Here is a 24398-nt window from a genome sequence, read left to right on the forward strand (position 1 = left end):
GATGCCAAAGCGCTTGCACGCGGCGTCGAGCACGCGCACGCCTTCGGGCATCACTTCCGTGCCGATGCCGTCGCCGGGGATGACGGCAATGCGGTAGGTCTTCGATGTCATGGTCAATTCCTTGGAGAGGGGTATTCGTTGGGTCAAACCGTCGCGACCGGCGTCACCGGCGATCCGACCGCGCCCGGCAGACGCAATGGCGGCGCCGTCAGCAGAAAGCTGTTTCGGCCATGCTCGCCGAGCCAGTCCGCGAGTTCGCTCAGGTGCCACAGTTCGCCGAGATACACGCCGAGCCGGAACAGGCAGAGATCGTGCAACGGATGCGACGCGTAGCGCTCGTTCGTCGTAGGTGCAGCGGGCAGCATTTCGACCGCCGCGTTGTCGGCGATCAGCGCAACGATTCCGGATTCCACGATCCATCGGCGCAGCGGTTCGTCGCGGCCATCGAGCGCGGCGAAACGCCCTTGCAGGCGCGTCATGTCGGGCGCGCCGCGCATCTCGAGCAGCGCTTCGTCCACGCCCGTGCGCAGGCACACCATGTCGCCGGGCTCGACGACGACCTGCTGCGCGTCCATCGCTTCCTTCAGCTCGCGATAGCCGACCGCGAGCTGCGCGGTGCCGAACTGCCGCTTCAGGTCGATCATCACGCCGCGGCCCTGCACGCAGGTCACCGCCATGTTCTCGATGCCGAGCTTCTCCGCGCGCGGTGCACGATGCGTTGACGGCTCGCCCGGCTGACGGTAATCGAGCGGACCCACCACGTCTTCGCCCGCACGAAAACCGTTGTAGAACAGCATTTCCGGATTGCCCGTACCGCTTGCGTCGAACCACTGCCCCATGTGCGCGAGGCTATCCCATTGCGTCGAATACTGCAGCGTCAAGTGCACGGTGTCGTCGCAGGTCACGTCGGTCAGACGCGCATCGTCGCGCGACAGCGGGTACGTCATGTTCGGCTTGTCGCCGCGCATCGTCGGCGCGAGCCGCGGCGGCTGACGGCGCGGATTCATCGCGGTACCGCCGGGGTAGTCGAGCGGCAGGCTCAGGCAGAACGTGCGGCCCTCGCGCACTTCGAGCATGCCTTGCAGCACCTTGCGCGGCGTCAGCAGATTGAGCCGGCCGAGTTGATCGTCGTGGCCGAAGTCACCCCAGGTCGAATCGTCGGGGCGCCGTGTCCAGCGGCGGTTCTCAGTGGCATTGGCCGTGCTCATCGCGTGCTTCCTCGTGCAGGCTCAGCGCGTTGCATTGCCGACCGCCATCAGCGCGTGCTCGTCCGTATTGCGCTCGGTCTCGCCGTCGCTCGATTCGCCGCGCGGCATCCAGCGCGACGTGTCGAACACGCTGATCGCGATCAACAGCAGCGCGCCGCCCGCGATGAACGACGCCATGCCGAATTTCAGACCGAGCGACGGCGTCACCAGCGCGATCGCATACGGCGCGACCACGCTCACGGCCGTCATCGCGTAGCTGATGCCGATACCCGTCGCGCGTCCTTCCACAGGAAAGCGGCGCGACTGGTACAACGGCATGATGCCGAACAGCCCGTTCGCGAACATGCCCATGCAGAACGCGCCGACTCCTAACAGGAAGTGGCTCGACACCATCGTGTAGAGCGCCGTCGACGGAATCACGACACACAGGAACGAGATGATCGTGCGGCGTTCGCCGATGCGGCTCGCCGCATAACCGGAGAGCGGCTTGCCGATCACCGAGCCGACCGAGTACGCGACCACGAACGGGAAGATCTGGCTCGAATCGAGGTGCTGGATGGTCAACAGGAAGGTCGGATACAGCACCTGTACGGCCCACAGCATGAAGTTGATCGCCGCGGAGAAGAGCCACGCCTGCACGACGGCGGGATTGAACACGAACACGTCGCGCGCGCTGCGTTTCGTATGCATCTGCTGCTCGCGCGTCCAGTCCGGCGATTCAGCGATGCCGCGACGCATGAACAACGTGAGCAGCGCCGGCAGCACGCCGAGGAAGAACATCCAGCGCCAGCCCGTGACCGGAAAGATGAAGTGGAACGCGAGCGCGGCGAGCATGTAGCCGAATTCGTAGCCGGCCACCATGATGCCGGACGCGAGCGGCCGCGCCTTCGCGGGCACCGTTTCCATCAGCAGCGACACGGAGGCCGTCCATTCGCCGCCGAAACCCGCGCCGAACAGGATGCGCATCACCATGAACGAGCCGTAGCTCCATGCGAGCCCGCTCAACCCCGCGGCGCACGAGAACCACAGCACGGCGGCCATGAATGCGAGCTTGCGGCCGAAGCGGTCCGCGGCGAGCCCCCAGCCGATCGTGCCCGCGATCTTCGCGAAGCCGGTGGCGGTGACGACCAGCGCCATCGCCGGCAGCCCGACGTTGAACACCTTGCCGAGATGCGGAATCAGGAACAGCAGGATCGTGAAGTCGAACGCATCGAGTGCCCAGCCCGCGGTCGCCGCGAAGATGATCCGCCAGTGTTTGCGCAGTTCGCTCAGTGGCGAGCCTGTCGTTGGCGCTGCGTCGAGCGCATCGGCCATCATTTCGTTATCCTGCATATCCTGTCTCCATCATCGTTATCCGACTGTGCGCCGGGTGCATACCGCATGAAGCGCTTACCTCAGGCTGGCATGCGAACGTCCGCGAAATCGCGCGCCAGTTTGCGCGCCGCGTTCGCGAACATCAGGATGTCGACGCCCGTCGCGACGTAGGTGCAGCCGAGTTCGAGATAGTGCCGTGCGAGCGCCGGATCCGACGTCAGCGTGCCGGCCGCTTTGCCCGACGCGACGATCGTGCAGATCGCGCCATCGATCGCCTGCTGCACGTCTGGATGCGCGGGCTTGCCGCGATGTCCCATCGACGCGGCAAGATCCGCGGGCCCGATGAACACGCCGTCCACGCCATCCACCGCGCAGATCGCGTCGAGATTGCCGAGCGCCGTGGCGGTCTCCGCCTGCACCAGCAGGCAGACTTCGCTATCGGCAATATCGAGGTAGTCGGTGCGCGAACTCCAGCGCGACGCGCGCCCGACCGCGCTGCCCACGCCGCGAATACCGTGCGGCGGATAGCGCACGGCCGCAACCAGCGCGCGCGCCTGTTCCGCGGTATCGACCATCGGCACCAGCAGATTGCGCGCGCCGATGTCGAGCAGGCGCTTGAGCAGCGCCGGGTCGCCCGTCACCGGGCGCACCACCGGCTCCGCACCGTACGGCGCCACCGCCTGCAGCTGCGCGAGCGTGGTGCGCACGTCGTTCGGCGCGTGTTCGTTGTCGATCAGCAGCCAGTCGAAGCCCGCGGTCGCGCTCACTTCGGCGAGATAGGCATCCGCCATCGAGAGCCAGAAGCCGATCTGCTTGCGGCGCGCCGCGAGCGCGGCCTTGAACGGGTTGATGGATTGAGACACGGCTTCAGGGACTGACGTCGGCATTTCGTTGCTCATGAACAAGGGACTCCGCTGGACGGCCGTCGAACCGGATCGGTTCGACCTTGCCGAGGAGGAACAGGTAGTTGAGAATCGCGATGCCGATCAGCACCGACGAAAAGACGAGCGCGGGCACGAACGAACCCGTCGCACCGACGATCGCGCCTGTGACGATGGGGCCGATCACGCCGCCGATGTTCGATACCGTGTTCTGCACGCCGGCCACCATCGATACCGCGTTCGGCGGCGCAACGTCGCCCGGCAGCGCCCACACCTGTGACGCCGCGACGGTCGTGCCCGACTTCGCGATGCACAGCAGCAGCACCGCCATCGCCGCCGAATGCGCGAACGCGGCGAGCCCGATGCTCGACGCCATCAAGAGGCCGATCACGAGAAACAACTTGCGCGTCGCGGTCAGCGACAGCCGGCCGGATGCATACACGCGATCCGACGCCCAGCCCGCCAGCACCTCGACGACGATCGAAGCGAGCAGCGGCAGCGACGCCATCCAGCCCATCTCCATCACCGTGAGACCGCGCGCCTTGATCAGGTAAGTCGGCAGCCACGTGATGAAGAAATACGAGTTGTAGTTGATCATGAAGAAGCCGATGCACATCGCCCAGATGTTGCGATGGGCGAGCAGCCGGCGCCAGTCGGGCCGAGCCGCATCGGCCGCGGACTGCGCAGTCCGTCCGCGTTCGATGTGCGCGAGTTCGCTCGCGCTGACGCGCGGATGCCTGGCCGGCGAATCGGTAAAGCTCAGTTGCCACACGACGAACCACACGATGCCTAGCAGCCCGGTGAGCACGAACGTGAGCTTCCAGTCGAAGGCCGCGAGCATCCATGCGATCAGCGGCAACGCGATCGCTCCGCCGAGCTTCGAGCCGCTATCGAAAATACCCGCTACCGTCGCGCGTTCTTCGCGCGGAAACCAGCGCGTCGCGATGCCCGCGTTGCTCGGATAGGCGCCGGCCTCGCCGACGCCGAGCGCGACGCGCAACGCCACGAGCGAGCGAAACCCGTTCGCAATGCCCGTTGCCGCCGTTGCGAGCGACCACCAGAACACTGCGAAACCCAGCACCTTCTTCTGCCCGAAGCGGTCGGCAAGCATGCCGGCTGGCAACTGCAGCAGCGCATACGACCAGAAGAACGCCGACATCACGACGCCCATCTCGACCGCACCCAGATGAAACTCCGACTGGATCCGCGGCGCAGCGGCGGACAGCACCGTGCGATCGATATAGTTGATCGCGATCGCCGACCACATCAGCCCGGCGACCCACCATCGCACGTTCGAGCGGCCTCGTCCTTGTGCGCTATGCATCCGTTGTCTCCAATGTCCGTTTATTTATGGTGTGCGCTACGTTCGCATCATGAGCCGACGCTGCGAGATGCAGCAACGTGGTCAGCTCACGATACCCATGTGCCAGGGCACGAATTCGTTGTCGCCGAGGCCCAGCAGTTCGCTCTTCGTGCGTTCGCCCGATGCCGCGCGCACGATGCAATCGAAGATGTCCTGCCCCATCGCTTCGATCGACCGTTCGCCGTCCAGCACGAGCCCGCAGTTGATGTCCATGTCTTCTTCGAGCCGCGCGAACATCGGCGTGTTGCTCGCAAGCTTTAGCGTCGGCGCGGGCTTCGAGCCGAACATCGAGCCGCGTCCGGTCGTGAAGCAGATCAGGTTCGCGCCGCTCGCGATCTGCCCGGTGACCGCGACCGGATCGTAGCCCGGCGAATCCATGAACACGAAGCCCGCGCGATCGATCGGTTCGGCGTATTCGTACACCGCCTGCAACGGCGTGGTGCCGCCCTTCATCGCGGAGCCGAGCGACTTCTCGAAGATGTTCGCAAGGCCGCCCTGCTGGTTGCCCGGCCCGACCACGCCATTGAACTGGCCGTTGTGGCCGCGCGTATAGCGCTCCCACCACGCGAGCCGGTCGAGCAGTTTCTGGCCCACTTCCGGCGTGACCGCGCGGCGCGTCAGCATGTATTCGACACCATGAATTTCAGGTGTTTCCGACAGGATCGCGGTGCCGCCATGACGCACCAGCAGGTCCATCGCGGCACCGAGCGCCGGGTTCGCGGTGATGCCCGAGAAGCCGTCCGAGCCGCCGCATTCGAGGCCGATCTTCAGATGACTGACGGGCACCGGCGTGCGCGCGACGTCGTTCGCGGCGGGCAGCATCTGCTGGATCGCGGCGATGCCCGCTGCGATGGTCGCGCGGGTGCCGCCTTCGTTCTGCATCACGAGCGCATGCACCGACTTGCCGGTCTTGAGTCCTTGCGAATCGAGCAGATCGGCGACCTGATTGCGCTCGCAGCCGAGCCCGACGATCAGCACGCCGGCCAGGTTCGGATGCCGCGCATAACCGGCGAGTGTGCGGCGCAGCACATCGAAATGCTCGCTCGGCGACGACATGCCGCAACCGCTCGTCTGCGCGAAGGCCACCACGCCATCCACGTTCGGATACGCGCGCAGGCGTTCCGGCGTGAACCAGTCGGCGATATGGCGGATCACGGTGGACGAACAGTTGACCGACGCGAGAATGCCGATGAAGTTGCGCGTCGCGACGCGGCCATCGGGCCGCACGATGCCGTTGAAGGTAGCGCGCTGCGCCTCGGGCACGTAGTCGACCGGCTTCACGTCGAGACCGAAGCCGGGATCGCGCTCGAAATCGACGAGGGTGATGTTGTGGGTGTGGACGTGCTCGCCCGCTTCGATGTCGCGCGCGGCCACGCCGATCACGGTGTCGTATTTGCGGACCGGTTCGCCGGCCGCGATGCGCGCGGCCGCGACCTTGTGACCCGCCGCGACCTGCGCGCGCAGCCGCACCGTGCTGCCGCCGACCGACACCTGCTGGCCGATGGTGAGCGCTTCGCGCGCGATCAGCACGTTGTCACGCGGGTTGAGCCGGAGCAGCTGCCCGCTTGCGGCTTCGAAGGAATTGGCCTGCAACATTCGGCGTGTCTCCACGGGCCGCGGCGGTGGGGTCGCGCAGCCGGTTTGTTCTGGAACTTATGTTACCGGTATATGTAACCGGTAACATGTGTGCCATCGTAGTACGCTTTTGGGATAATTGCCAGCACTCTTTGCGCCGACAGGAACCGCCGCCGCCGTGACCAAAACTTCGACAGAACTCGACCTGCCGGCCGCCGCCGGCGTTCCGCGGCGCGCCCGCCGCAGTACCGGCCGCGTCACGCTGAGCGATCTGGCCAGGCTGACCGGGGTGACGAAAGTCACGGTATCGCGCGCGCTCAACAGCCCCGAGCTCGTGTCGAGCGAAACGCTCGAACGGGTTCGCGAGGCCGTGCGGCAGACCGGCTACACGCCCGACCTGATCGCGGGATCGCTCGCATCGAACCGCAGCCGCCTCGTGGTCGCGCTGATTCCCGCGATGGCGGGCAGCGTGTTCCAGGAAACGGTCGCGGCGCTGACCGCCGAACTCGCGGCGGCGGGCTACCAGCTGCTGCTCGGGCAAAGCGGCTACGACGAATCGCGCGAGGAGGCGCTGCTCGACGCGATCATCGGCCGGCGGCCGGCGGGTATCGTGCTGACAGGCGTCGTGCATTCGGAGGCGTCGCGGCAGAAGCTGCGCGCGGCGGGCATACCCGTCGTGGAGACATGGGACATCACGCGCTCGCCGCTCGACATGCTGATCGGCTTCTCGCATCAACAGGTGGGCGAAGCGGCGGCGCGCTATCTGCGCGAACGCGGCGCACAGCGTCCGGCAATCGTCACGCCGGGCGACCGCCGTGCGAAGCTGCGCGCGGATGCGTTCATCGATGCGTTCGAGGGCGGCTGGAGCATCCCGGTCATGTCGGTGGCGTCCCCCGCCAATCTCGGCGACGGCCGGCGCGCGCTCGCGCGTCTGCTCGACGATCATCCGTCGATCGATGCGGTGTTCTGCGGCGCCGACATCATGGCGCTGGGCGTGCTGATGGAAGCGCGTTACCGCAAGGTCGACGTGCCGACGCGGATGAAAGTGATCGGCTACGGCGACCAGAATTTCGCCGGCGACACCGACCCGCCGCTGACGACGATCCGCATCGACGGCACGCGCATCGGCAAGCTCGCCGCGTCGATGCTGATCGCGAAGATCGAAACCGGCGCGCAGAAGCAGCGCAAGGTGGACGTCGGCTTCACGCTGATCGAACGCGGCTCCGCGTAAGCGGCGCGACGCCGACGTCGGCCCACGCGCGGGCTGGCCGTATTAGCCGCGCTATCCGTGCGAAAGCGCGGACCCGACGCCGCGCGCCGCGTTGCCGTTGTAATAGCTGAGATCGGGGCTCGTCAGAAGGCGCGTCATGTGCGGCCCGTGCGTGTGCAGCTTCGCGCGCTCCAGACACTCTTTCTTGCCGCGCAGGCAATCGGTAGCCTCGAGTTGCGGATGATCCTGCATGGACGGCGCTTCCGCGGCGCTCGGCCAGTGATGGCACACGAGGCTCAGCGCATCGCACGAGTTGCGATAACGCGGATGCACCGGCTCGCGCTCGGGCATGTCGATCACCGCCCGGCGTCCAAACCGCTCCACCACCGCGCGATACAGCACCTTCTCCAGAAACGCGTCGTCCTCCACTTCCAGCGACGACACCGTCCGCAGCAGCTCAGGCGTGCACTTCGCGATGAAGAACTGCGTCGAGATCGACTTGCGCTCGCGAATGCCGTAGCGCACGCCAAGCGGCCGCAGCACGGTCGCGAGCCGCGCGCGCAGACGCCTGCGAAGTTCCGGCGAGCGACGCCATTCCGGCAGGCGGTCCGTGCTCCACGACGACGCGGCAATCAACGCGGCGGGGTCCTGCTCGAGCCGCTCGATGTAACGCAGCAGCACGTTCTGGTCGAACACCCAGGTGTCGGCTTCGAGATGGATCACGTAATCCGCCTGAAATGCGTCGACGGCGCCCTGCATCGACGCCACCAGCAGATCGAGCGCGCCGCGCGTGAGCGGCCTGGGTTCGCGCCGCACCAGCACGTCCTCGATATAGCGCGTATAGCCGGGATCCGCGCACGCGTGCACGACCGGCCACTTATGCGCCCAGTTCAGCTTGACGATCTCCATCGAGATGCGCGCGCAATCGGTGCGATTGAACGAAGTCAGACAGATGACGACCTGCATGGGCAACGGGGTCCGCTGAACGAAAACCGGCACATGGTGCACGAAAGCGCATGCCCCGAACGGGTGCCGACGCTTACCGCAGATTACGACACCCCTCCCGCGTAGCTGCCGCACACCCGCCTGTATGGCTCCTCGCGCCGCAGAGCGCGGACACACGCCCGAAATACGTCGCAAGAGAACGGCAATCTGCCGTAGCAATGCCTATGGCACCATGCGCGGCAAACCAGTTCAGACTGCATCGCCCGTATGGCGCGCGACGAGACCCAACCGGCCACCTCGGCCCACATGAAGATCCCAACCGCAAGCGGCGCCGACCGCGTTCGGACCGTCGCGTTCGTGATGTCGCCGGCGCTCGGCGACACGCTGAATCTGCTCGTCGTCGCGCACAACCTGTGGCTCGCCGGCTGGCGCGTCAACGTATTCGGCGACCACGCGCATTCGCTCGCGGCCTGGTTCCCGCATCTGACGATCGCGCCGGCGTTGATGCCCGGCGATGCACGCCACGTGCTCGCCAGCTATCCGTTCGTCGTGCAGATGCACCGCGACCGGCCCCTCGCCGATCTGCGCGGCTGGCACCCCGGCTTCATCGATCTGCACGACGTCGAGTACGCGAAGAACGGCGACTGCATGGCGCGACGCTTCGCGGACTTCGCCGCCACGCGCTTCGGCCTGCCGAGCGTGGTCGTGTCGAACGGCATCAGTCCGCCCACCAGCCTGCGTGGGCGCCGCCATACGTCGCGCGTGGCCGTTCATCCCGAAGCCAGTACCGCGGACAAACGCTGGACGCCGCAACGCTTCGTCGAGCTTGCGCGGCATCTGCGCACGGTGGGCCTGCGCGCGGAATTCGCGCTCGACGCGCGCGAGCTGCCGCGCTGGGACTCGCGCGATGCAGGCGCGCCGCCGCTGCGCACCTTCGCGTCGACGGCCGCGCTCGCCGAGTGGCTGTACGAATCGGCGTGGTTCATCGGCAACGACTCGGGCGTCGGCCATCTCGCGTCGTCGCTCGGCGTGCCGACGCTCACCGTATTTCGCCGGCGCAGGATCGCGCAGCGCTGGCGGCCGGGCTTCGCGCCCGGCGCGATCGTGTATCCGCCGTGGTGGGTGCCCACCGCGGGGCTGAAGGAACGCTGGTGGCGCGAGTCGATCACGGTGCGGCGCGTGCTCGCGTCGTTCCATGCGCTACGGTCGCGCACTGCCGTGCAAAGCGACGGCGCGGCCTCGGAGTGGATGGTGCAATGATGAAAGCGACGCTGCAACGCGCCGGATCGATCGCGGTCATGCTGCCGGCCGCAATCGGCGATTCGCTGCTGATGATGGTGGTGGTCAACAACCTGATCCGCAACGGCTACCGGCCGGTGGTCGTGAGCTGGGTGGTCGCCGAACTCGCCGACTGGTTTCCTGGCGTCGACGTCTATCGCGAATCCGACGTGCAGGGGCACTTCGATCTCGTGATCGAGTTGCGCCGCACCGAGCGCGGCGCCGCGCTCGCCGCCCACGGCGAACTGTGCGAGATGGTTGCGCTGGAGCCATTCCGCAAGCATGGGCACATGATCGACATGATGGTCGCCGTCGCGCGCGACGTGTTCGAGCTTGCGAACGTGACGCGCGAAAACGGCATCGCGGTGCCGCCCGGCATCCGCTTTCGCGCGAACGAACGGCGCGTCGCGATCCATCCGACTGGCAGCCACATCGAGAAGATCTGGCCGCGCAAGAAGTTCGTCGCACTGGCGCGCAAGCTGATCGAGCGCGGCTTTCATCCGACCTTCCTCGTCGCGCCGGAGGAAAAGCCGGCATGGCTGCTCGACCGCGACGCCGCGCCCTGTCTTCACTCGTTCGAACGGCTGGGCGAAGTCGCCGCGTGGATCGCCGAGTCGGGCTGGTTCATCGGCAACGACTCGGGCCTCGGACATCTCGCGTCGGCGCTCGGCGTGCCGACCATCTCGCTCTTCATGCGTCGCGGCCTTGCGCGCACGTGGCGGCCGAACTGGGGACGCGGCGCGATCGTGCTGCCGCGCAACGTCTTCGTGATCGGCTTCCTGAAAGAGCGCTACTGGAAGCTCGCGCTGACCGCGCGCAGCGTGCTGCGCTCGTTCGAGCGTCTGCGGCTCGGCGAGACGACCTGAGCCTGAGCCTGAGCCGCTTACCCGTGCTTACGAATGGTATCGAGTTGCTTCAGCGCGGCGCGTGATGCCGCGCGAAGCGCGCCGGCGTGCCCCGCTATGCGAAGGCCTCGTTGCAGCTGTTACGTGCGGTTGCACATGCGAAGCGCGCCGCTGTTAACGTGCGTCCGTCGATGTCGTTCGTCGCGGGTTCGAAGCGAACACACGAGCGGAGCGCACAAGCGGAACGCACGCGCGAAGTCATCGAACGAATGTGATCAACCTGTAGGGAGAAGTGATGAAGCGAATTGGCATGCTTGCAGCGGCTGTGCTGCTGGCCAGCACCCTGGGCGGTTGCTGGTGGGGTCCGCCGCCTGGATTTGGCGGCCCTGGTGGTGGAGGTCCTGGCGGTGGCGGCCCTGGTGGCGGTGGCGGTGGCGGCGGTCCCGGTCCGCAGGGCGCGGTGACGGTGCCGCACGCGACGCAAGCGGGTTGATGCGGGTTGATGCGTTTGTTCGCGGCGCTCAGCGACGCAGCGATGCGTCGCTGACTTCGCCGCTTACTGCTCCACTCGTTGCATAAATCAGGCCGCGGATAACACCGGCTCCTGCAACGCGGCCGCGGTCTCTTCCGCGGGTTCGTGAACCGGTACCGTCTCGACGGCGACGACCGGCAGCGCGGCGGGGTCCTTGCGGGTCTTGCCCGCGCGCGCCGGCGGCTGGCACGCGACGCACACCACGTCGCGCTGCAGATCGTGGCGGTGCGCGATGAACTTGCCGCCGCAGCGGCAGCACGGCGTCAGCTGCAACAGCTCCGCATCGAAGAAACGCACGAGCGTCCACGCACGCGTGAGACTCAGCACGACTTCCATGTTGCGCGCCGCGCAGTGGTCGAGATACAGCCGGTACGACTTCGTCAGCGCATCGAGACGCACGCAGCCTGCTTCGTCGCGCAGAAAACGGTAGATGTTGAAGAACAGCGACGCGTGAATGTTCGGCAGCCACGTCATGTACCAGTCGGCCGAAAACGGCAGCAGGCCTTTCGGCGGCGACACGCCTCTGACTTCGCGGTACAGGCGCGTCATGCGGTCGCGCGACAGCGTCAGCTCGCTCTCGAGCAACTGCATCCGCGCGCCGAGCTCGATCAGCTCGATCGCGCGCAGCACTTCCTGCGCCTCGTGACGAAGACTCTTCGAAGAGATGGCCATGACGTGACCCTGTTCGCTCAGGAGAACTGTTGCGCGTGCTGGCCCGCCAGCACGATCGCGGTGTGGGTGGCCGACATGTCGATCTGCTTCGACTGTTGCGTCAGCGCCGACAGCAGCAGATGGTCGTCGAGGCGGAACGCGCACAGCAGCTGATCGGTCGCCGCGATGCGCGAGATCTGCGCGAGCGACAGGCTCGACAGCAAATCCGCGAGCTCGTGCGACAGACCGAGCCGGAACATGCCGACCGGCCGATCCTCGCGCAGCATGCGTTGCGCGAGCATCAGATACGAGAGATTGATTTCGTGGATCGAGTCCTGCACGTCGAGCACATCCATGGTCTTGAGCTTCCGCTTTCCCCGCGTTGCGCCGGCTTTCCGCCGTGCGTATGTGTGCTTCCCGCGACCAGCCGCCGCGGTGCGCTGCATTTGATACAGAAGTTACACTTTGTCACACCTTGGGGCAGAGTGTATGAGAGCGGCCAGTCGCAGGGCAAGGGGTTTTCAATTTGAATTGAGGCTTAAAACAACGATTTGACCGAATTAATCCTTTCACTCTCTCACAAGGTAGTTTTGCCCGATAAAACAGGGCGAATCAGCCATGTCTCGCGGCGCCCGGATTCCTACCAAGCCTTACGTGGTGGCCGCCTCGCGCCGCTGCCGACGCCTTCCGCAAGGCAGCCGCAGGAAAGCGATGGATAAGGCGAGCGAAATGCGGCATTCAATTTCGCTCGCGATTTTATTGTCGATCCGGCAATCGCGTGCGAAATGAATTAAGACTTGGTAATGAGTACGGGAATAAGCGTCTATTTCGGGAGATAGGGCGCGCGGATAGCCAATGTGTAACGAGGAAGACGTGGGGGAGAACGCGGGGGAAAACGCGAGGAAAATTGCGGACAGCCGCGGACAGTCGCAGCAGACTGCGGACAACCCGCGGAAATGCGGAGAACCCGGAAAGATCAGATGGCCGGCTTCCAGCCGTTGGCGGTCAGGTTCATCGTCCAGTGCCATTCGGCATTGCCGACGCCATTGACGATCTGCGCGAGCGTCGGGAACGCCGCCTGGATGTCGGGACGGGTGGCCCAGTCGGGCAGTCCGTCGATGCGGTAGGTGTAGTAGAACGCGGCCATCTTGCGGCCGCCGATCTTGACCGGCTGGTCCGATCGCGTCACCTTGTCGAGCGCGAAACGACCGTAGCAGAACTGACCATCGGTTTGGCCAGTGGTGGTTTCGCGGCCGATCACGCGGAAGTAGTTCGCGCCCGCATCGCTCAGTTCGTAACGGCGCACCGGTTGCATCAGGTCGCCGGCACGCGCGACGAGCGGCGTCATCTTCACGAGCCCGGCGTTGCGCAGCGCTTCCATTTCGCCCGCCACGCTCATGCGTTCATCGCGATGCGCGAAGTCGCGCGCGGTGACGTCGGTCGGGAACGAGACTTCCGGCAGACACGCGCTCTTGACCTGGGTCAGGTGCTCGCGCGCCGCGTCGGACAGCTTCTGGTTGCTCACGCAGCCCGAAAGCAGCGCGACCGAAACGACTGCTGCCCACGTCCATCCGTCTGATTTCATCGTGCCGGTGTGCTGGTTGGGTGGATGTCGCAGCGTGACCGCACGTCACGCCGGCGCCAGTGTATCTGGCCAGCACAGGTTTGAGAATCGTTATGTGCCTTACCTCACATAACGGCACATTTTCCAAAAACTTGAGGGATCACTTACTGAGCCTTTCCGACCCTCAAGCGCCGCGAGCACCGGACGATATCGTGGCCAGGCCCCACGACATGAGGACTCCATGACCACTGCGACGCCTGACCAGATCGCGCGGCTCGTCCGCATCAATCCCATCGTGATCGTCAACGGCAGCGGCGATGCCGCACGCTCGTTGCGTTATCGCGGCAAGCACACGATGACTGCGCTGATGGGCTTTCTCGGCACCCACCGCGACACCCGCGCACTCGTCTACAGCCACAACACGGAAGGCTCGCAATTGTGGGTCGACGTGCAGACCGGCAACTTCCGCAATCTGCAACGACTTCATTGAACCGTGACGCGCACGGCCTGGCCACTGGATGGCGAGGCCGCCGCTCATGTTGCACTTATTTAGCGCTCATCGAGCACTCACGCGCGCTTCACACCGTCAGATCGACGACGCCGCCCACCGGCTGCCATGCGAGCCCGACCGTGTTGCCGCTCAGCGCATCGAGCACGTCCGGCAACGACGCGCTCGCGTCGGGGTCCTGGTTGAGCGCCGCGATATGAGCCTGCAGCGCCGTGTTCAGGTTCGACAATGCGGCGGTCATCGGATCGCTGCTGTCGGCGGAAGCCTCGGCGTTCGTGTCCTGCGGCGGCGAAGTGTCGGCGAAATCGTCCCACGGCATCGACGTATCGTTGGCGGCATCGCTGCTCGCCACGCTTTGCGACGCGTCCGAAAGGCTCGCAATCCGCGAAGCGAGATCGGTGTACGCAGCCACGCTTCCACCGGACGACGCGGCGGTCGTGCTCGACACATTCGTCGCACCATCACCCTCCGCTTCCTGCGAAGCTGCTGCATTCGAAGCCGCCGCATTCTCCTGCAGCGCAAGCGCGCGATACAGCGCGGCAAGCAGTTGCGCGCCGGTCGTCTCGACGTCGCCCACTGACGGATTTTTCGAACGCGGTATCGACTCCAGCGAAATGTTCGCGTCGGCCACGACATGGCGCACCACCGGGTCGCCGCTGTTGCCGCCCGCCAGTTGCGACAGCGTCAGCTGCAACGCGGTCATCAGCGGATCGGGACTGCTGTTGCTGTCGGCGGTATCGGCATCGCTTGCGGAGGGCGACTTCGCGAGTGGCGAATCCTGCGATGACGAAGCATACGGCGGCACGGACGCACCGGCCTGGTTGATCGAATCGATGGTCATGATGTTGCACTCCAGACGGAGACGGGCGACCGCATCGGGATGCGCGCGCGGCGCATGCGCGTCCCGCGGCGAGGCGACGCGCTATCAGCGTGGATAACGGAACGCGAAGCCGCAACCTGAGGCTTGGTAAGGATGCGCAAGGGCTTGCGGAGACGATGCGCGCCGAGGCAAGGAGAACGACAGCCGCGAACCGGGCAGACCGGGCGCCGCGCATCGCAGTAATACACTGTAAGGCGCACTAAGGCGCCGCAACCGGCCCCGCGGACGGATTCGCTATAGTCGGGTCGGGCGCCCTGCTCCGCGGCTTCGTTCGCCGCAGCCAGCGCACATTTCGCATTTTTCCGCCGCGCACGACGCGGCCTTTGCCATGTCCGACACACCCGTCCAGGTGCTGCTGGTCGACGACGACGCCGACCTGCGCGACCTGTTGAGAACCTTCTTCCAGCAACGCGGCATCGAACTGTCGGTGCTGCACGACGCCAACCATCTGGCCCGCCGGCTCGAACTCGAACGGCCGTCGATCATCGTGCTCGACCTGATGATGCCGGGCGTCGACGGCCTCACCGCGTTGCGCGCGCTGCGCGCGAGCGGCGACACGATTCCCGTCATCATGCTGACCGCGCGCGCCGACGACGTCGACCGCGTGATCGGCCTCGAACTCGGCGCCGACGACTACCTCGGCAAGCCGTTCATGCCGCAGGAACTGCTCGCGCGCATCAACGCGGTGCTGCGTCGGCATGGCACGCGCGAACCGGAAACGCAAAACGAACGGCGCGACACCGTCGTGTTCGGTCCGTTCCGGCTCGAGCTGGCAAGCCGCACGCTCTATCGCGACAACGAACTCGTCAAGCTGACGGGCAGCGAATACGCGTTGCTCGAAGTGTTTGCGCGCCACCCGATGCAGACGCTGTCGCGCACGAAGCTCGTCGACATGCTGTACGGCCCGCACGCGGATGTGACCGAGCGCGGCATCGACGTACCGGTCTGGCGGCTGCGGCGTCTGCTCGAAAGCGACCCGGCGAATCCGCGCCGCATCCAGACGATGCGCGGCGTCGGCTACATGTTCGTGCCCGGCGGCGACGATGAAGATCCGGTTTGATTCGCTGTTCCTTCGTCTGTCGGCGATGACCATCGGGCTGATCGTGCTCGTCAACCTGACCGCGATCTTCGTCGTCGAACAGGAGCGCGGCCAGATCGACACGACCCGCGTGCAGCGCGACGTACTGCTCGCCGAGCTCGCGAAGCACGACAGCGCAATGGCCGCGCTGCGCGTCGCGTCCACGCTCGGCCTGTCGTACATCCCTGCGAACCAGGCGATCGCGCAGGGTTGCCCCGCGCCGTGCACGGACACGTCCACGCCGTTCACGCATGACCTGCGCCCGAAGCTGCCGCCCGGCAGTCATATCGTGTCGGACGTCGAATCCGGTTCGCTATGGATCCGCTATGCCGGCGACCCGGAATGGATCCGGATGGAAAACGTGACCGTGCCCGTGATGCGTTTTCGCAGCGCGAGCTTGCTGATGCTCGCGTTCGCGATTGCGATCGCGCTCGTCGGCGCATGGCATCTGCAACGGCCATTGCATCGGCTCGCGCTGGCGGCGCGCGAGTTTCGCATCGGACGGCGCGTGCCCGAAGTGCGACCGGCCGGCCCACGCGAGGTCAAGGAGCTGATCGCCGACTTCAACCAGATGGTCGACGAGCTCGCACAGTCCGAGCAGGAACGCGCGGTGATGCTCGCGGGCGTCGCGCACGATCTGCGCGCGCCGATCACGCGGATGCAGGTGCGCGCCGACCTGCTGCCCGACGAGGCGAACCGCGCGGGCTTTCTGCGCGACGCCGAATCGCTGTCGCGCATCGTCACGCAGTTCCTCGATTTCGCGCGCGAATCCGCGGACCGTTCGCCGCGCGTGCAGGTCGACGCGCATTGCCGCCGGCACTATGGCGACAGCCTCGGCGGCGACGCGCTGATCGCGCTCGATCTGCGCGCGGACGACGGCTTCGCGCTGCCGCTCGTCGATCTCGACCGGATCCTGCAGAACCTGATCGAGAACGCGCTCACTTACGGCGAACCGCCGGTCGAAATCGCGACCTTCCGGCGCGGCGCCGAGCACGTGCTGAGCGTGCGCGATCACGGCGGTGGCATTCCGGCCGATCAGCTCGAACGCGCGCTGCAACCGTTCGTGCGGCTCGACGAAGCGCGCAGCGGCGACGCGCACTGCGGCCTCGGCCTCGCGATCGTGCGCCGGCTGGTGCGCTACAACGGCGGTTCGTTCGCCGCGTTCAATTGCGGCAACGGCGGCAACGACGGCGGCCTCACCGTCGAGATGAGCTTCCCCGCCGGCTGAAGAACACCGGCTTCGCGCTTCACATCGTGCGCGGCGCTGGCGCCCACAGCGGACGCCGCTTTTTTACCGCACGCGCCGCATCGGGCCAGCGGACGCTGTCGACCGCGATGCGGCGGCGCGGCGCGTCGGCGATGAAACGGTCGAGCGTCTCGCGAATGTCGCGGTCGATGAAATCGGCGCGCTCGGCGTCGACCAGCACGCTCGCCTCGTCCGGTATCTGCGCGAGACAACGCATCAGCATCGGCTTGGCGAGAAACGACGCATCCTTGCGGAACGACAGCAGAAAGTGGTTATCGTGCTGCGTCAGCGCAAACGTATCGTGGAGATTCGCGCGCACCGCAAGCAACGTGCTGACTGCAATGCCGATCCCGATGCCGATCAGCAGGTCGGTGGCCAGCACGCCGACGACGGTGGCGACGAACGGCACGATCCGGTCGGTGCCTTCACGCATCAACGCGATGAAGAGCGCCGGCTTCGCGAGCTTGTAGCCGGTTTGGATCAGGATCGCCGCGAGACACGCGAGCGGAATCAGGTTCAGCACCGCGGTCAGCGCGAACACGCTGACGAGCAGCAGCACACCGTGCACGACAGCCGACAGGCGCGTGCGCGCGCCGGCGTTCAGGTTCGCGGAACTGCGCACGATCACGGCCGTCAGCGGCAGGCCGCCGAGCACCGCCGCGACCATGTTGCCGACGCCCTGCGCCTTGAGCTCGCGATCCGGCGACGCGCGACGGCGCAGCGGATCCATCTGTTCGACCGCTTCGAGACTCAGCAGCGTTTCGAGACTCGCGACCACCGCGAGCGTCAGCGCGACGCGCCATACGTCCGCGTTGATCAGCTGCTCGAAGTCGGGCATCGAGAACGCATCCGTCAACGCAGCGAACGAGCCGAACGAGTCGAGCGCCACGCGATGCTCGCGCGGCAGTGAGAGCGACGGCGCGAACGCGTCGGCGATGAGCGTCACCGCGACGCCGAGCACCACGACCGCGAGCGGCCCCGGCAACGCGCGCACGAGTGCGAAGCGCTTCGCGCGCGGCGTGTCCCACGCGAACAGCAGCGCGACCGACGCCAGCGCCAGCACGAGCGGCGTCAGCGAGATCGTGCCGAACGGCGTCGCGATCGAGGCTGCGCTCGCGGCCGCCGCGCCCTGGCCCGATGCCGACCAGCCCGCCGCGAGCGGCACTTCCTTGACGATCAGCATGAGGCCGATCGATGCCAGCATGCCCTTGATGACGGGCACCGGCACGAAGCTCGCGAGCCGCCCCGCTCGCAGCATCCCGAACACCAGTTGCAGACCGCCGGCGATCAGCACGGCGGCGAGAAACGCGGAAAAGCTGCCAAGCGAAGCGATCGCCGATACGACGATCACGACGAGCCCCGCGGCGGGTCCGCTGACGCTCAGCTGCGAACCGCTCAGCAGCGCGACGACGAGACCGCCGACGATGCCGGACACGAGCCCGGCGAACGGCTCGACGCCGGACGCCGTCGCGATGCCGAGACACAGCGGCAGCGCGACCAGAAACACCACGATGCCCGCGAACAGGTCGCTGCGCAGGTTCGATAGATCGATGAAGGGTTGGCTATGCATAGGGATTCGCTGTCGAAATAAAGAGGTGCCGGTGTTCAGGATGCGTGCGCGGACGCGCCGCGGCGGCCTGGCCGCGCGGCGTGCGATCCACAGTGAGAGAGGTGGCGAGAGCGCGCGCCGTTCAGGCCGCGTCGCGCATGTCGGTCAGCTGCATCAGCCGGCCTTCGCGCAGGCCGAATACCCAGCCATGCACCTGTGGCCGGCGTTTCGCGGCTCGCACAATAGGCGACGCTTCGAGCAACCGCACCTGCTCGACCACGTTCAGCGCGACGAAGTGATCGACGCGCTCGTCGAAGTCGTCGATCGCGTCGAGCTCGGCGCGGTGCCGCAGCGCGAGCTCCCGCAGGCCGGCGATGCGGCGGTTCACGAGCGGCAGTGCATCCGCGGGCGGCGACAGCGCCGCACGCACGCCGCCGCAATGATGGTGACCGCACACGATGATGTGCTCGACGTGCAGCGCATGCACCGCATATTCGACGACGCTCGACGCGTTGCCGTCGTCGGATGTGAACAGGTTCGCGATGTTGCGGTGGACGAACAGTTCCCCGGGCTGCGCGTTCGTGATGCGCTCCGCGGGCACGCGGCTGTCCGAACAGCCGATCCACAGCACCCGTGGCTGCTGGCCCTGCGCGAGCGTGGAGAAGAAGGTGGGCTCGCGGGTCGCGATTTCAGTCGACCACGCGAGGTTGGCGAGAAGCAGGCGTTTCGGATGGTTCATCGATCAGGCTCCGAAGATGTCGGGACGAAGGAATGGCCTCACCCGCCGCGTCCGGCGGGGCTCAAACGATGTTTACGAAAAGCTTTCGGTGGTTTGGTTCCACAAAAAAATCACGGCCGCGCGAATTGATGCGTAATGCGTGCACTTCGGAGTGCACTGCGCCCGCGCACGTTTCATCGGAGGAATCCCGCGCGCCGCCTACGCTCTCGGGGTATACGCTCGCGCAAACGATTTGCGTACAAAACATCTCTCAAGGTTCGCTCCGGCCCCTCCGATACAGCGAAAGACGATGGAAGCTCTACACGCTATCCGTCGCGATCAATTAAACAGCTGGGGAATAGCAATGGGGATGGGAAACATGACGGTACGCAACAGGCTGTCGATTGCGTTCGGCTCGCTCGCGGCACTGGTGGTGCTGGTGTCCGTGCTGGCGTTGAATGCGCTGTCGAGCGAAAACGCGCGCTTCGACACGTACGTGAACGGCATCAGCGCGAGAGCGGAACTCTCGGAGAAGGTACGCACTGCTGTCGACCGCCGCGCGATCGCGGCACGCAACCTCGTGCTCGTCACGAAGGCGGACGACATCGCGCTCGAAAAGGCGGCGGTCACGCAGTCGCATGAAGACGTGCAAAGCGCCCTCACCCAGCTGAAGGACCGCGTGGCCAACTCCGGCGACTCCGACCAGCAAGGCAAGGATCTCGTCGCCGGTATCGATCGCGTCGAGCAGCAGTACGGTCCCGTCGCGCTCGCGATCGTCAACGCCGCGCTGAACAACCAGCACGACCAGGCGATCACGATGATGGACGACCAGTGCCGGCCGCTCCTCGCCGCGCTGATCAAGGCAACCGATGCGTACAGCGCGTACGCGCACACGCAGGCCGCCAGCATGATGGAAGAGGCCGCCGAGCACTACCGCAGCCAGCGCATCACGCTGATCGGCCTGTCGCTCGCCGCGGTCGCAGCGGCCGTGCTCGGTGCGCTGCTGATCACGCGCAGCCTGACCCGCTCGCTCGGTGCGGAACCCGGCACGCTCGGCGAACTGACGCGCCGCGTCGCGGCGGGCGATCTGAGCTCGCTGCCCGGCGCGGAGCACGCGCCGCAAGGCAGCGTGCTCGCGTCGATGGGCGACATGCAGGCGAGCCTCGTGCGCCTGATCGGCCAGGTGCGTCAGTCGGCCACCAGCATCGCGGATGGCTCCAGCCAGATCGCGGCCGGTAATGCCGAACTGTCGACGCGCACCGAGCAGCAGGCGTCGTCGCTGCAGGAAACCGCGTCGAGCATGGAAGAGCTGACCTCGACCGTGTCGCAGAATGCCGAGAACGCGCAGCAGGCCAGCACGCTCGCCGCGAACGCATCGGAAGTCGCGCATCGCGGCAGCTCGGTCGTCGCGCAGGTCGTCGACACGATGAACGACATCAACGCGAGCTCGACCAAGGTGGCCGATATCACCGGCATCATCGAAAGCATCGCATTCCAGACCAATATTCTCGCGCTGAACGCGGCGGTCGAAGCCGCTCGCGCGGGCGATCAGGGCCGCGGCTTCGCGGTGGTCGCGAGCGAAGTGCGCAGCCTCGCGCAGCGGTCGTCGACGGCGGCGAAGGAGATCAAGGATCTGATCTCGGCGTCGGTGCAGAAGATCAGCGACGGCGCGTCGCTCGCGGACGAAGCGGGCCGCACGATGACGGATGTGACCCAGGCCGTTGCGCGCGTCACCGACATCATGGGCGAGATCGCGGCCGCGTCGCGCGAGCAGAGCCGCGGCATCACGCAGATCAGCGAAGCGGTCACGCAGATGGACGAGGTCACGCAGCAGAACGCCGCGCTCGTCGAGGAAGCGGCCGCCGCATCGCGCTCGCTCGAGGAAGAAGGCCAGCATCTGACGTCGGCGGTCGGTTCGTTCCGGCTGGAGACGGCGGATAGCGGTCGTGCAGCAAAAGCAAAGGCTGTCGTTCGCGCCAGCGTGACTGCCAAAGCCGTGGCGAAGCCTTCGGCGGCTCCGGCACGCCGCCCGGCGCCGGCCGTCTCGCGCCCGCAGCAGAGCAGCGTTGCGCAAGCGAAGGCGCAACCGGTTGCCGCCGGCGCCGACGACGGCTGGAACACCTTCTGACCACCTTCTCACATTACGCAGGACCCCACGCATCGCCGGCTGCAGTATCGAGCCGGCGATGCGTTCATTGAAGCGCCTGTTTCATCGCATCGCGCTCCATCCGCATCACGCCTTCGCGTCGCATCTTCGCGTCGCATCTTCTTAGGCAGTCCACAGAATTCCCGCCACCGATGCTTGCAAATACATGACAGGCACGTCCGTCTGCGCGCAACCGAAACGAAACCGCCGCGCTTCGCTCGACAATGCTGGTAACGTCAGGAACTTCGCCTTATAGTGATCTACCCGCTTCAGCCCTTCGATCCGACTTCGACAGCCCCAAGGTGATGCATGGACTGGTTACTCGCCCGACTCTCCGAATCGGTCTCGTCAGCGAAAAGTCTCGAGGAACTCACGCGGCCCTTGCTCGAAATGCTCGAAACGGTCACCGGCCTCGAATCCACCTACCTCACCTCGATCGATCTGGACGGCGGCGTGCAGCTGGTGCAGTTCGCGCGCAACAGCGGCGAAATGGAAATTCCCGAAGGCCTGGAAGTGCCGTGGTCGGACACGCTGTGCAAGCGCTCGATCGATGAAGGCCGCAGCTTCACCGCCGACGTCGAATCGTGCTGGGGCGACTCCGAAGCCGCGGCCCAGCTCGGCATCCGCACCTATGCAAGCTCCCCGATCTACACGAGCACTGGCCTGCTGGTCGGCACGCTGTGCGCGGCAAGCCAGGACAACCATAGCTTCAGCGACCGTTCGCGCAGCGCGCTGAACCTGTTCTCGAAGCTGATCGCGCAGCACATCGAACGCGAGATGCTCGTGAACCAGCTGCGCGCATCGAACGAACACCTCGCGAAACACGCGCTGACCGATGCGCTCACCGGCCTGCCGAACCGTCGCTCGCTGCTCGACGAACTGGCCCGGCTGCTCGCGCGCGCCGCGCGCGAAGGCTCGCACGTGATGGTCGGCGTGATCGATCTGGACGGCTTCAAGGAAATCAACGACACGTTCGGCCACGCTGCCGGCGACCGCTTCCTGCAGGCCTGCGCGCGCCGCATCGGCCTCGCGGTGCGCGAGTCCGACATGCTGGCGCGGCTCGGCGGCGATGAATTCGCGATCGTCGGGCCTGGCCCGCGCGACGCCGGCGTGGCGTGCGACGCGACGGTGACGATGGCGCGCCGCGTATCCGACTCGCTCGTCGGCAGCATCGACATCGACGGTGTCGAGCTGCACTATCGCGGCGCAAGCGTCGGCTATATCGCCGCCGCGTCCGACTGGACGCCGGACCACGCGATCTCGATGGCCGACAAGGCGATGTACGAAGACAAACGCGGCCGCCGGCTGCGCAAGCCCGCCTGACCATCGTCCGGCGGCCGCTAGCCGCCCATCCAGTACACGCCGGGTATCGTGCGGTCCGCATCCGAGAGATACGGATTGTCGAGCTGGATCACCCGGCGCTCCGCGATCCGCGCCTGTCTCAGCCCGTTCTGGATATACGGATGCGTGTTGAACAGGCGCATATACGAGCCGTCGCGATACGCGGCCGCGAAGCCGCGCGCGATTGTCTCCGCGAGCCGCGGCTGCGCCGGCGTCACATAGAACAAAAAATCCGACCGGTACGTCAGCAGCAGATGCTGCTCGACCGTCAGATGCGGCGCATCGTCGCGATGCGCGTCGGCTTCGGCGAAGGCCTCGATCACGCCGCGCGGATAGTAGTCGATGCGACCGGCTTCGAGCATGCCGAAGAGGTTCTCGTAAGTCGCCGTCTGCACCTTGAGGCCTACGTTGCGCAGCACCAGGGTATCGACCCAGCTGAGTCCCTGCCCGGCCGTCAACGCGCGCAGATCGTCGAGCGTCTGCACCTTCGCGAACTCCGGCTGGCGTTCGCGCCGGATCAGGAAGATCCGGTAGCCGATCAGCCCGCGATGAATCGGAATATGCACCGCGTTCAGGTTGCGCTCGGCCTGCGCGTCCATGCTGGTCCAGTGCAGATTGATCGTGTTGCCCGTGGCGAGTTCGGCGAGCGCGCGGCCGCGTTCCATCACGACGTCGGCCTGGCGCGTGGTGCAGGTCGCATTGGCGGCTTTCATCGCCACGTCGAGCGTCGCGAGCGCAAAGGCCGCGTGCACGTCGCCGCCGTTGCGGATGCGGGGATACACGATTTCGAACGGTTCGGCGGCTGCTCTGGAAGACAGTACGATGCCCGCGGCGCCCACGGCCGCACCAATGAAACGCCTTCGATGCATAGAGGAAAGACCGGCTAGCGCCGGGGCGTGCCGCCGATACCGGCGTCGTTCAATGAACCGTGCCGAAGAATGCCTGCGCACCTTCGGCAGGCGTGAGCCCGACGACGAAGTAGCCTTCGAGGCGCTCCGCGTTCGAATCGTCGAGCAGGAAAGGTGGTTCGATGAAGCCGACCGCGACCGCGTGGTCGTACCACTGGCTCATCCAGTCGCGCAGTTCCACCACATACTGCGGCAATACTTCTTCGGTCGCGTACTCTTCCATCTGGAGTCTCCGTGGACGCGCTCTCGTCCGCCATGCCATACCGTCACTGCCCTGCCGCGGAGGGTCATCCTCCCGCCAGCACGCGCGCTCCACTCACGCGGCCAGCCTTTCCAGGTTCAGCGCCGGACGCATGCCGTCCGGCGGGAAAACCTGCCATCCGCGGTCGGCATGGCAAAAGAAAAACAGCGTGCGAGGGCCGGTTGCGCCATGCGCCTCGACACACACGCTCAGGATCCGGCCGGAACGCGACCGATGCACCGCCAGCACCCGAATGGTCTGCTCGCGCGTCGAGCCAAGCCACTTCTCGACGATCACCCGCAAAGACTGCCGCGCTGCCATCACCGCACTCCCACCGTCCGTTGTAAGTATCGTAGGCAGTCGGAATGCGCGGTTCCATCGGGACCGGAGGATAGTTCCCTGGGAAATAGCTGGTTC

The 24398-nt window shown here is 66.2% G+C and carries 23 protein-coding genes and 1 pseudogene; 8 read left to right on the top strand and 16 right to left on the bottom strand.

All coding sequences use genetic code 11. The features are described from left to right. The 6 genes and pseudogenes from DVS29_RS28655 to DVS29_RS28680 form a co-directional block, all read right to left on the bottom strand. Positions 1–111, bottom strand: a pseudogene (locus DVS29_RS28655) (isocitrate/isopropylmalate family dehydrogenase); the annotation flags it as partial. Between the two features lie 32 nt (positions 112–143). Beyond that, on the bottom strand, positions 144–1208 hold the full coding sequence (locus DVS29_RS28660) for a cyclase family protein (protein ID WP_118183916.1): 1065 nt from the start codon (positions 1206–1208) through the stop codon (positions 144–146). A gap of 21 nt (positions 1209–1229) precedes the next feature. Then, a complete protein-coding gene (locus DVS29_RS28665; protein WP_118183917.1) occupies positions 1230–2540 on the bottom strand; it encodes an MFS transporter in 1311 nt (436 codons plus the stop codon). A gap of 62 nt (positions 2541–2602) precedes the next feature. Beyond that, positions 2603–3421, bottom strand: a complete 819-nt coding sequence (gene hpaI / locus DVS29_RS28670) for a 4-hydroxy-2-oxoheptanedioate aldolase (RefSeq protein ID WP_118183918.1) — start codon at positions 3419–3421, stop codon at positions 2603–2605. After that, positions 3390–4727 carry an MFS transporter gene (locus DVS29_RS28675; protein ID WP_118183919.1) on the bottom strand — a complete coding sequence of 446 codons (1338 nt, stop codon included), beginning with the start codon at positions 4725–4727 and terminating at the stop codon, positions 3390–3392. Before DVS29_RS28675 ends, hpaI begins: the two co-directional genes overlap by 32 nt. 81 nt (positions 4728–4808) lie before the next feature. After that, the gene (locus DVS29_RS28680) at positions 4809–6362 is read right to left on the bottom strand and encodes a UxaA family hydrolase (protein ID WP_118183920.1); all 1554 of its coding nucleotides are present in this window, start codon (positions 6360–6362) and stop codon (positions 4809–4811) included. A 241-nt stretch (positions 6363–6603) separates the two neighbouring features. Here DVS29_RS28680 and DVS29_RS28685 point away from each other — a divergent pair, with 241 nt between their 5' ends. Then, positions 6604–7572, top strand: coding sequence for a LacI family DNA-binding transcriptional regulator (locus DVS29_RS28685; RefSeq protein WP_118183968.1), 969 nt, complete (start codon positions 6604–6606; stop codon positions 7570–7572). A 51-nt stretch (positions 7573–7623) separates the two neighbouring features. Here the strand turns inward: DVS29_RS28685 and DVS29_RS28690 are convergent, their stop codons facing one another. Beyond that, entirely contained in the window at positions 7624–8517 is an 894-nt protein-coding gene (locus tag DVS29_RS28690; RefSeq protein ID WP_118183921.1) for a hypothetical protein, read from the bottom strand. Positions 8518–8802: 285 nt separating this feature from the next. Between DVS29_RS28690 and DVS29_RS28695 the strand changes: the two genes are divergently transcribed. After that, a complete protein-coding gene (locus DVS29_RS28695; protein ID WP_240655826.1) occupies positions 8803–9756 on the top strand; it encodes a glycosyltransferase family 9 protein in 954 nt (317 codons plus the stop codon). Next, on the top strand, positions 9753–10640 hold the full coding sequence (locus DVS29_RS28700) for a glycosyltransferase family 9 protein (RefSeq protein WP_118183922.1): 888 nt from the start codon (positions 9753–9755) through the stop codon (positions 10638–10640). The genes DVS29_RS28695 and DVS29_RS28700 overlap by 4 nt, the downstream gene beginning before the upstream one ends. A gap of 559 nt (positions 10641–11199) precedes the next feature. Here DVS29_RS28700 and flhC read toward each other — a convergent pair. From flhC to DVS29_RS28720, 3 genes are all read right to left on the bottom strand, one after another. Next, positions 11200–11823 carry a flagellar transcriptional regulator FlhC gene (gene flhC, locus DVS29_RS28710; protein ID WP_420816175.1) on the bottom strand — a complete coding sequence of 208 codons (624 nt, stop codon included), beginning with the start codon at positions 11821–11823 and terminating at the stop codon, positions 11200–11202. A gap of 17 nt (positions 11824–11840) precedes the next feature. After that, positions 11841–12158: a flagellar transcriptional regulator FlhD gene (flhD, locus tag DVS29_RS28715; RefSeq protein ID WP_118183923.1), complete on the bottom strand. Its 318-nt coding sequence runs from the start codon at positions 12156–12158 to the stop codon at positions 11841–11843. Positions 12159–12778: 620 nt separating this feature from the next. Then, positions 12779–13387, bottom strand: a complete 609-nt coding sequence (locus DVS29_RS28720; RefSeq protein WP_118183924.1) for a hypothetical protein — start codon at positions 13385–13387, stop codon at positions 12779–12781. Between the two features lie 220 nt (positions 13388–13607). Between DVS29_RS28720 and DVS29_RS28725 the strand changes: the two genes are divergently transcribed. After that, entirely contained in the window at positions 13608–13856 is a 249-nt protein-coding gene (locus DVS29_RS28725) for a hypothetical protein (protein WP_118183925.1), read from the top strand. Positions 13857–13944: 88 nt separating this feature from the next. On the opposite strand, the gene DVS29_RS28730 is transcribed toward DVS29_RS28725, so the two are convergent. Then, complete coding sequence (locus DVS29_RS28730) at positions 13945–14715, bottom strand: hypothetical protein (RefSeq protein ID WP_118183926.1); 771 nt, start codon at positions 14713–14715, stop codon at positions 13945–13947. 367 nt (positions 14716–15082) lie between these two features. On the opposite strand from DVS29_RS28730, the gene DVS29_RS28735 reads away from it, so the two are divergent. Together DVS29_RS28735 and DVS29_RS28740 are read left to right on the top strand one after the other, a co-directional pair. Continuing rightward, on the top strand, positions 15083–15814 hold the full coding sequence (locus tag DVS29_RS28735; RefSeq protein ID WP_118183927.1) for a response regulator: 732 nt from the start codon (positions 15083–15085) through the stop codon (positions 15812–15814). Continuing rightward, positions 15798–17060, top strand: a complete 1263-nt coding sequence (locus DVS29_RS28740; RefSeq protein ID WP_118183928.1) for an ATP-binding protein — start codon at positions 15798–15800, stop codon at positions 17058–17060. Before DVS29_RS28735 ends, DVS29_RS28740 begins: the two co-directional genes overlap by 17 nt. Before the next feature lie 19 nt (positions 17061–17079). On the opposite strand, the gene DVS29_RS28745 is transcribed toward DVS29_RS28740, so the two are convergent. Continuing rightward, a complete protein-coding gene (locus DVS29_RS28745) occupies positions 17080–18648 on the bottom strand; it encodes a SulP family inorganic anion transporter (RefSeq protein ID WP_118183929.1) in 1569 nt (522 codons plus the stop codon). A 121-nt stretch (positions 18649–18769) separates the two neighbouring features. After that, a complete protein-coding gene (locus DVS29_RS28750; protein ID WP_118183930.1) occupies positions 18770–19366 on the bottom strand; it encodes a carbonic anhydrase in 597 nt (198 codons plus the stop codon). Positions 19367–19709: 343 nt separating this feature from the next. On the opposite strand from DVS29_RS28750, the gene DVS29_RS28755 reads away from it, so the two are divergent. Further along, positions 19710–21473, top strand: a complete 1764-nt coding sequence (locus tag DVS29_RS28755; RefSeq protein WP_118183931.1) for a methyl-accepting chemotaxis protein — start codon at positions 19710–19712, stop codon at positions 21471–21473. Positions 21474–21800: 327 nt separating this feature from the next. Continuing rightward, positions 21801–22814: a GGDEF domain-containing protein gene (locus DVS29_RS28760; protein ID WP_118183932.1), complete on the top strand. Its 1014-nt coding sequence runs from the start codon at positions 21801–21803 to the stop codon at positions 22812–22814. 17 nt (positions 22815–22831) lie between these two features. Here DVS29_RS28760 and DVS29_RS28765 read toward each other — a convergent pair whose 3' ends face one another. The 3 genes from DVS29_RS28765 to DVS29_RS28775 form a co-directional block, all read right to left on the bottom strand. Next, positions 22832–23701 carry a hypothetical protein gene (locus DVS29_RS28765; protein WP_118183933.1) on the bottom strand — a complete coding sequence of 290 codons (870 nt, stop codon included), beginning with the start codon at positions 23699–23701 and terminating at the stop codon, positions 22832–22834. 49 nt (positions 23702–23750) lie between these two features. Then, a complete protein-coding gene (locus tag DVS29_RS28770) occupies positions 23751–23963 on the bottom strand; it encodes a hypothetical protein (protein WP_118183934.1) in 213 nt (70 codons plus the stop codon). Positions 23964–24056: 93 nt separating this feature from the next. Continuing rightward, entirely contained in the window at positions 24057–24302 is a 246-nt protein-coding gene (locus DVS29_RS28775; protein ID WP_118183935.1) for a hypothetical protein, read from the bottom strand. Positions 24303–24398: the final 96 nt, after the last annotated feature.

Source organism: Paraburkholderia phosphatilytica, assembly GCF_003443895.1.
GTDB classification, from domain to species: Bacteria; Pseudomonadota; Gammaproteobacteria; order Burkholderiales; family Burkholderiaceae; genus Paraburkholderia; species Paraburkholderia phosphatilytica.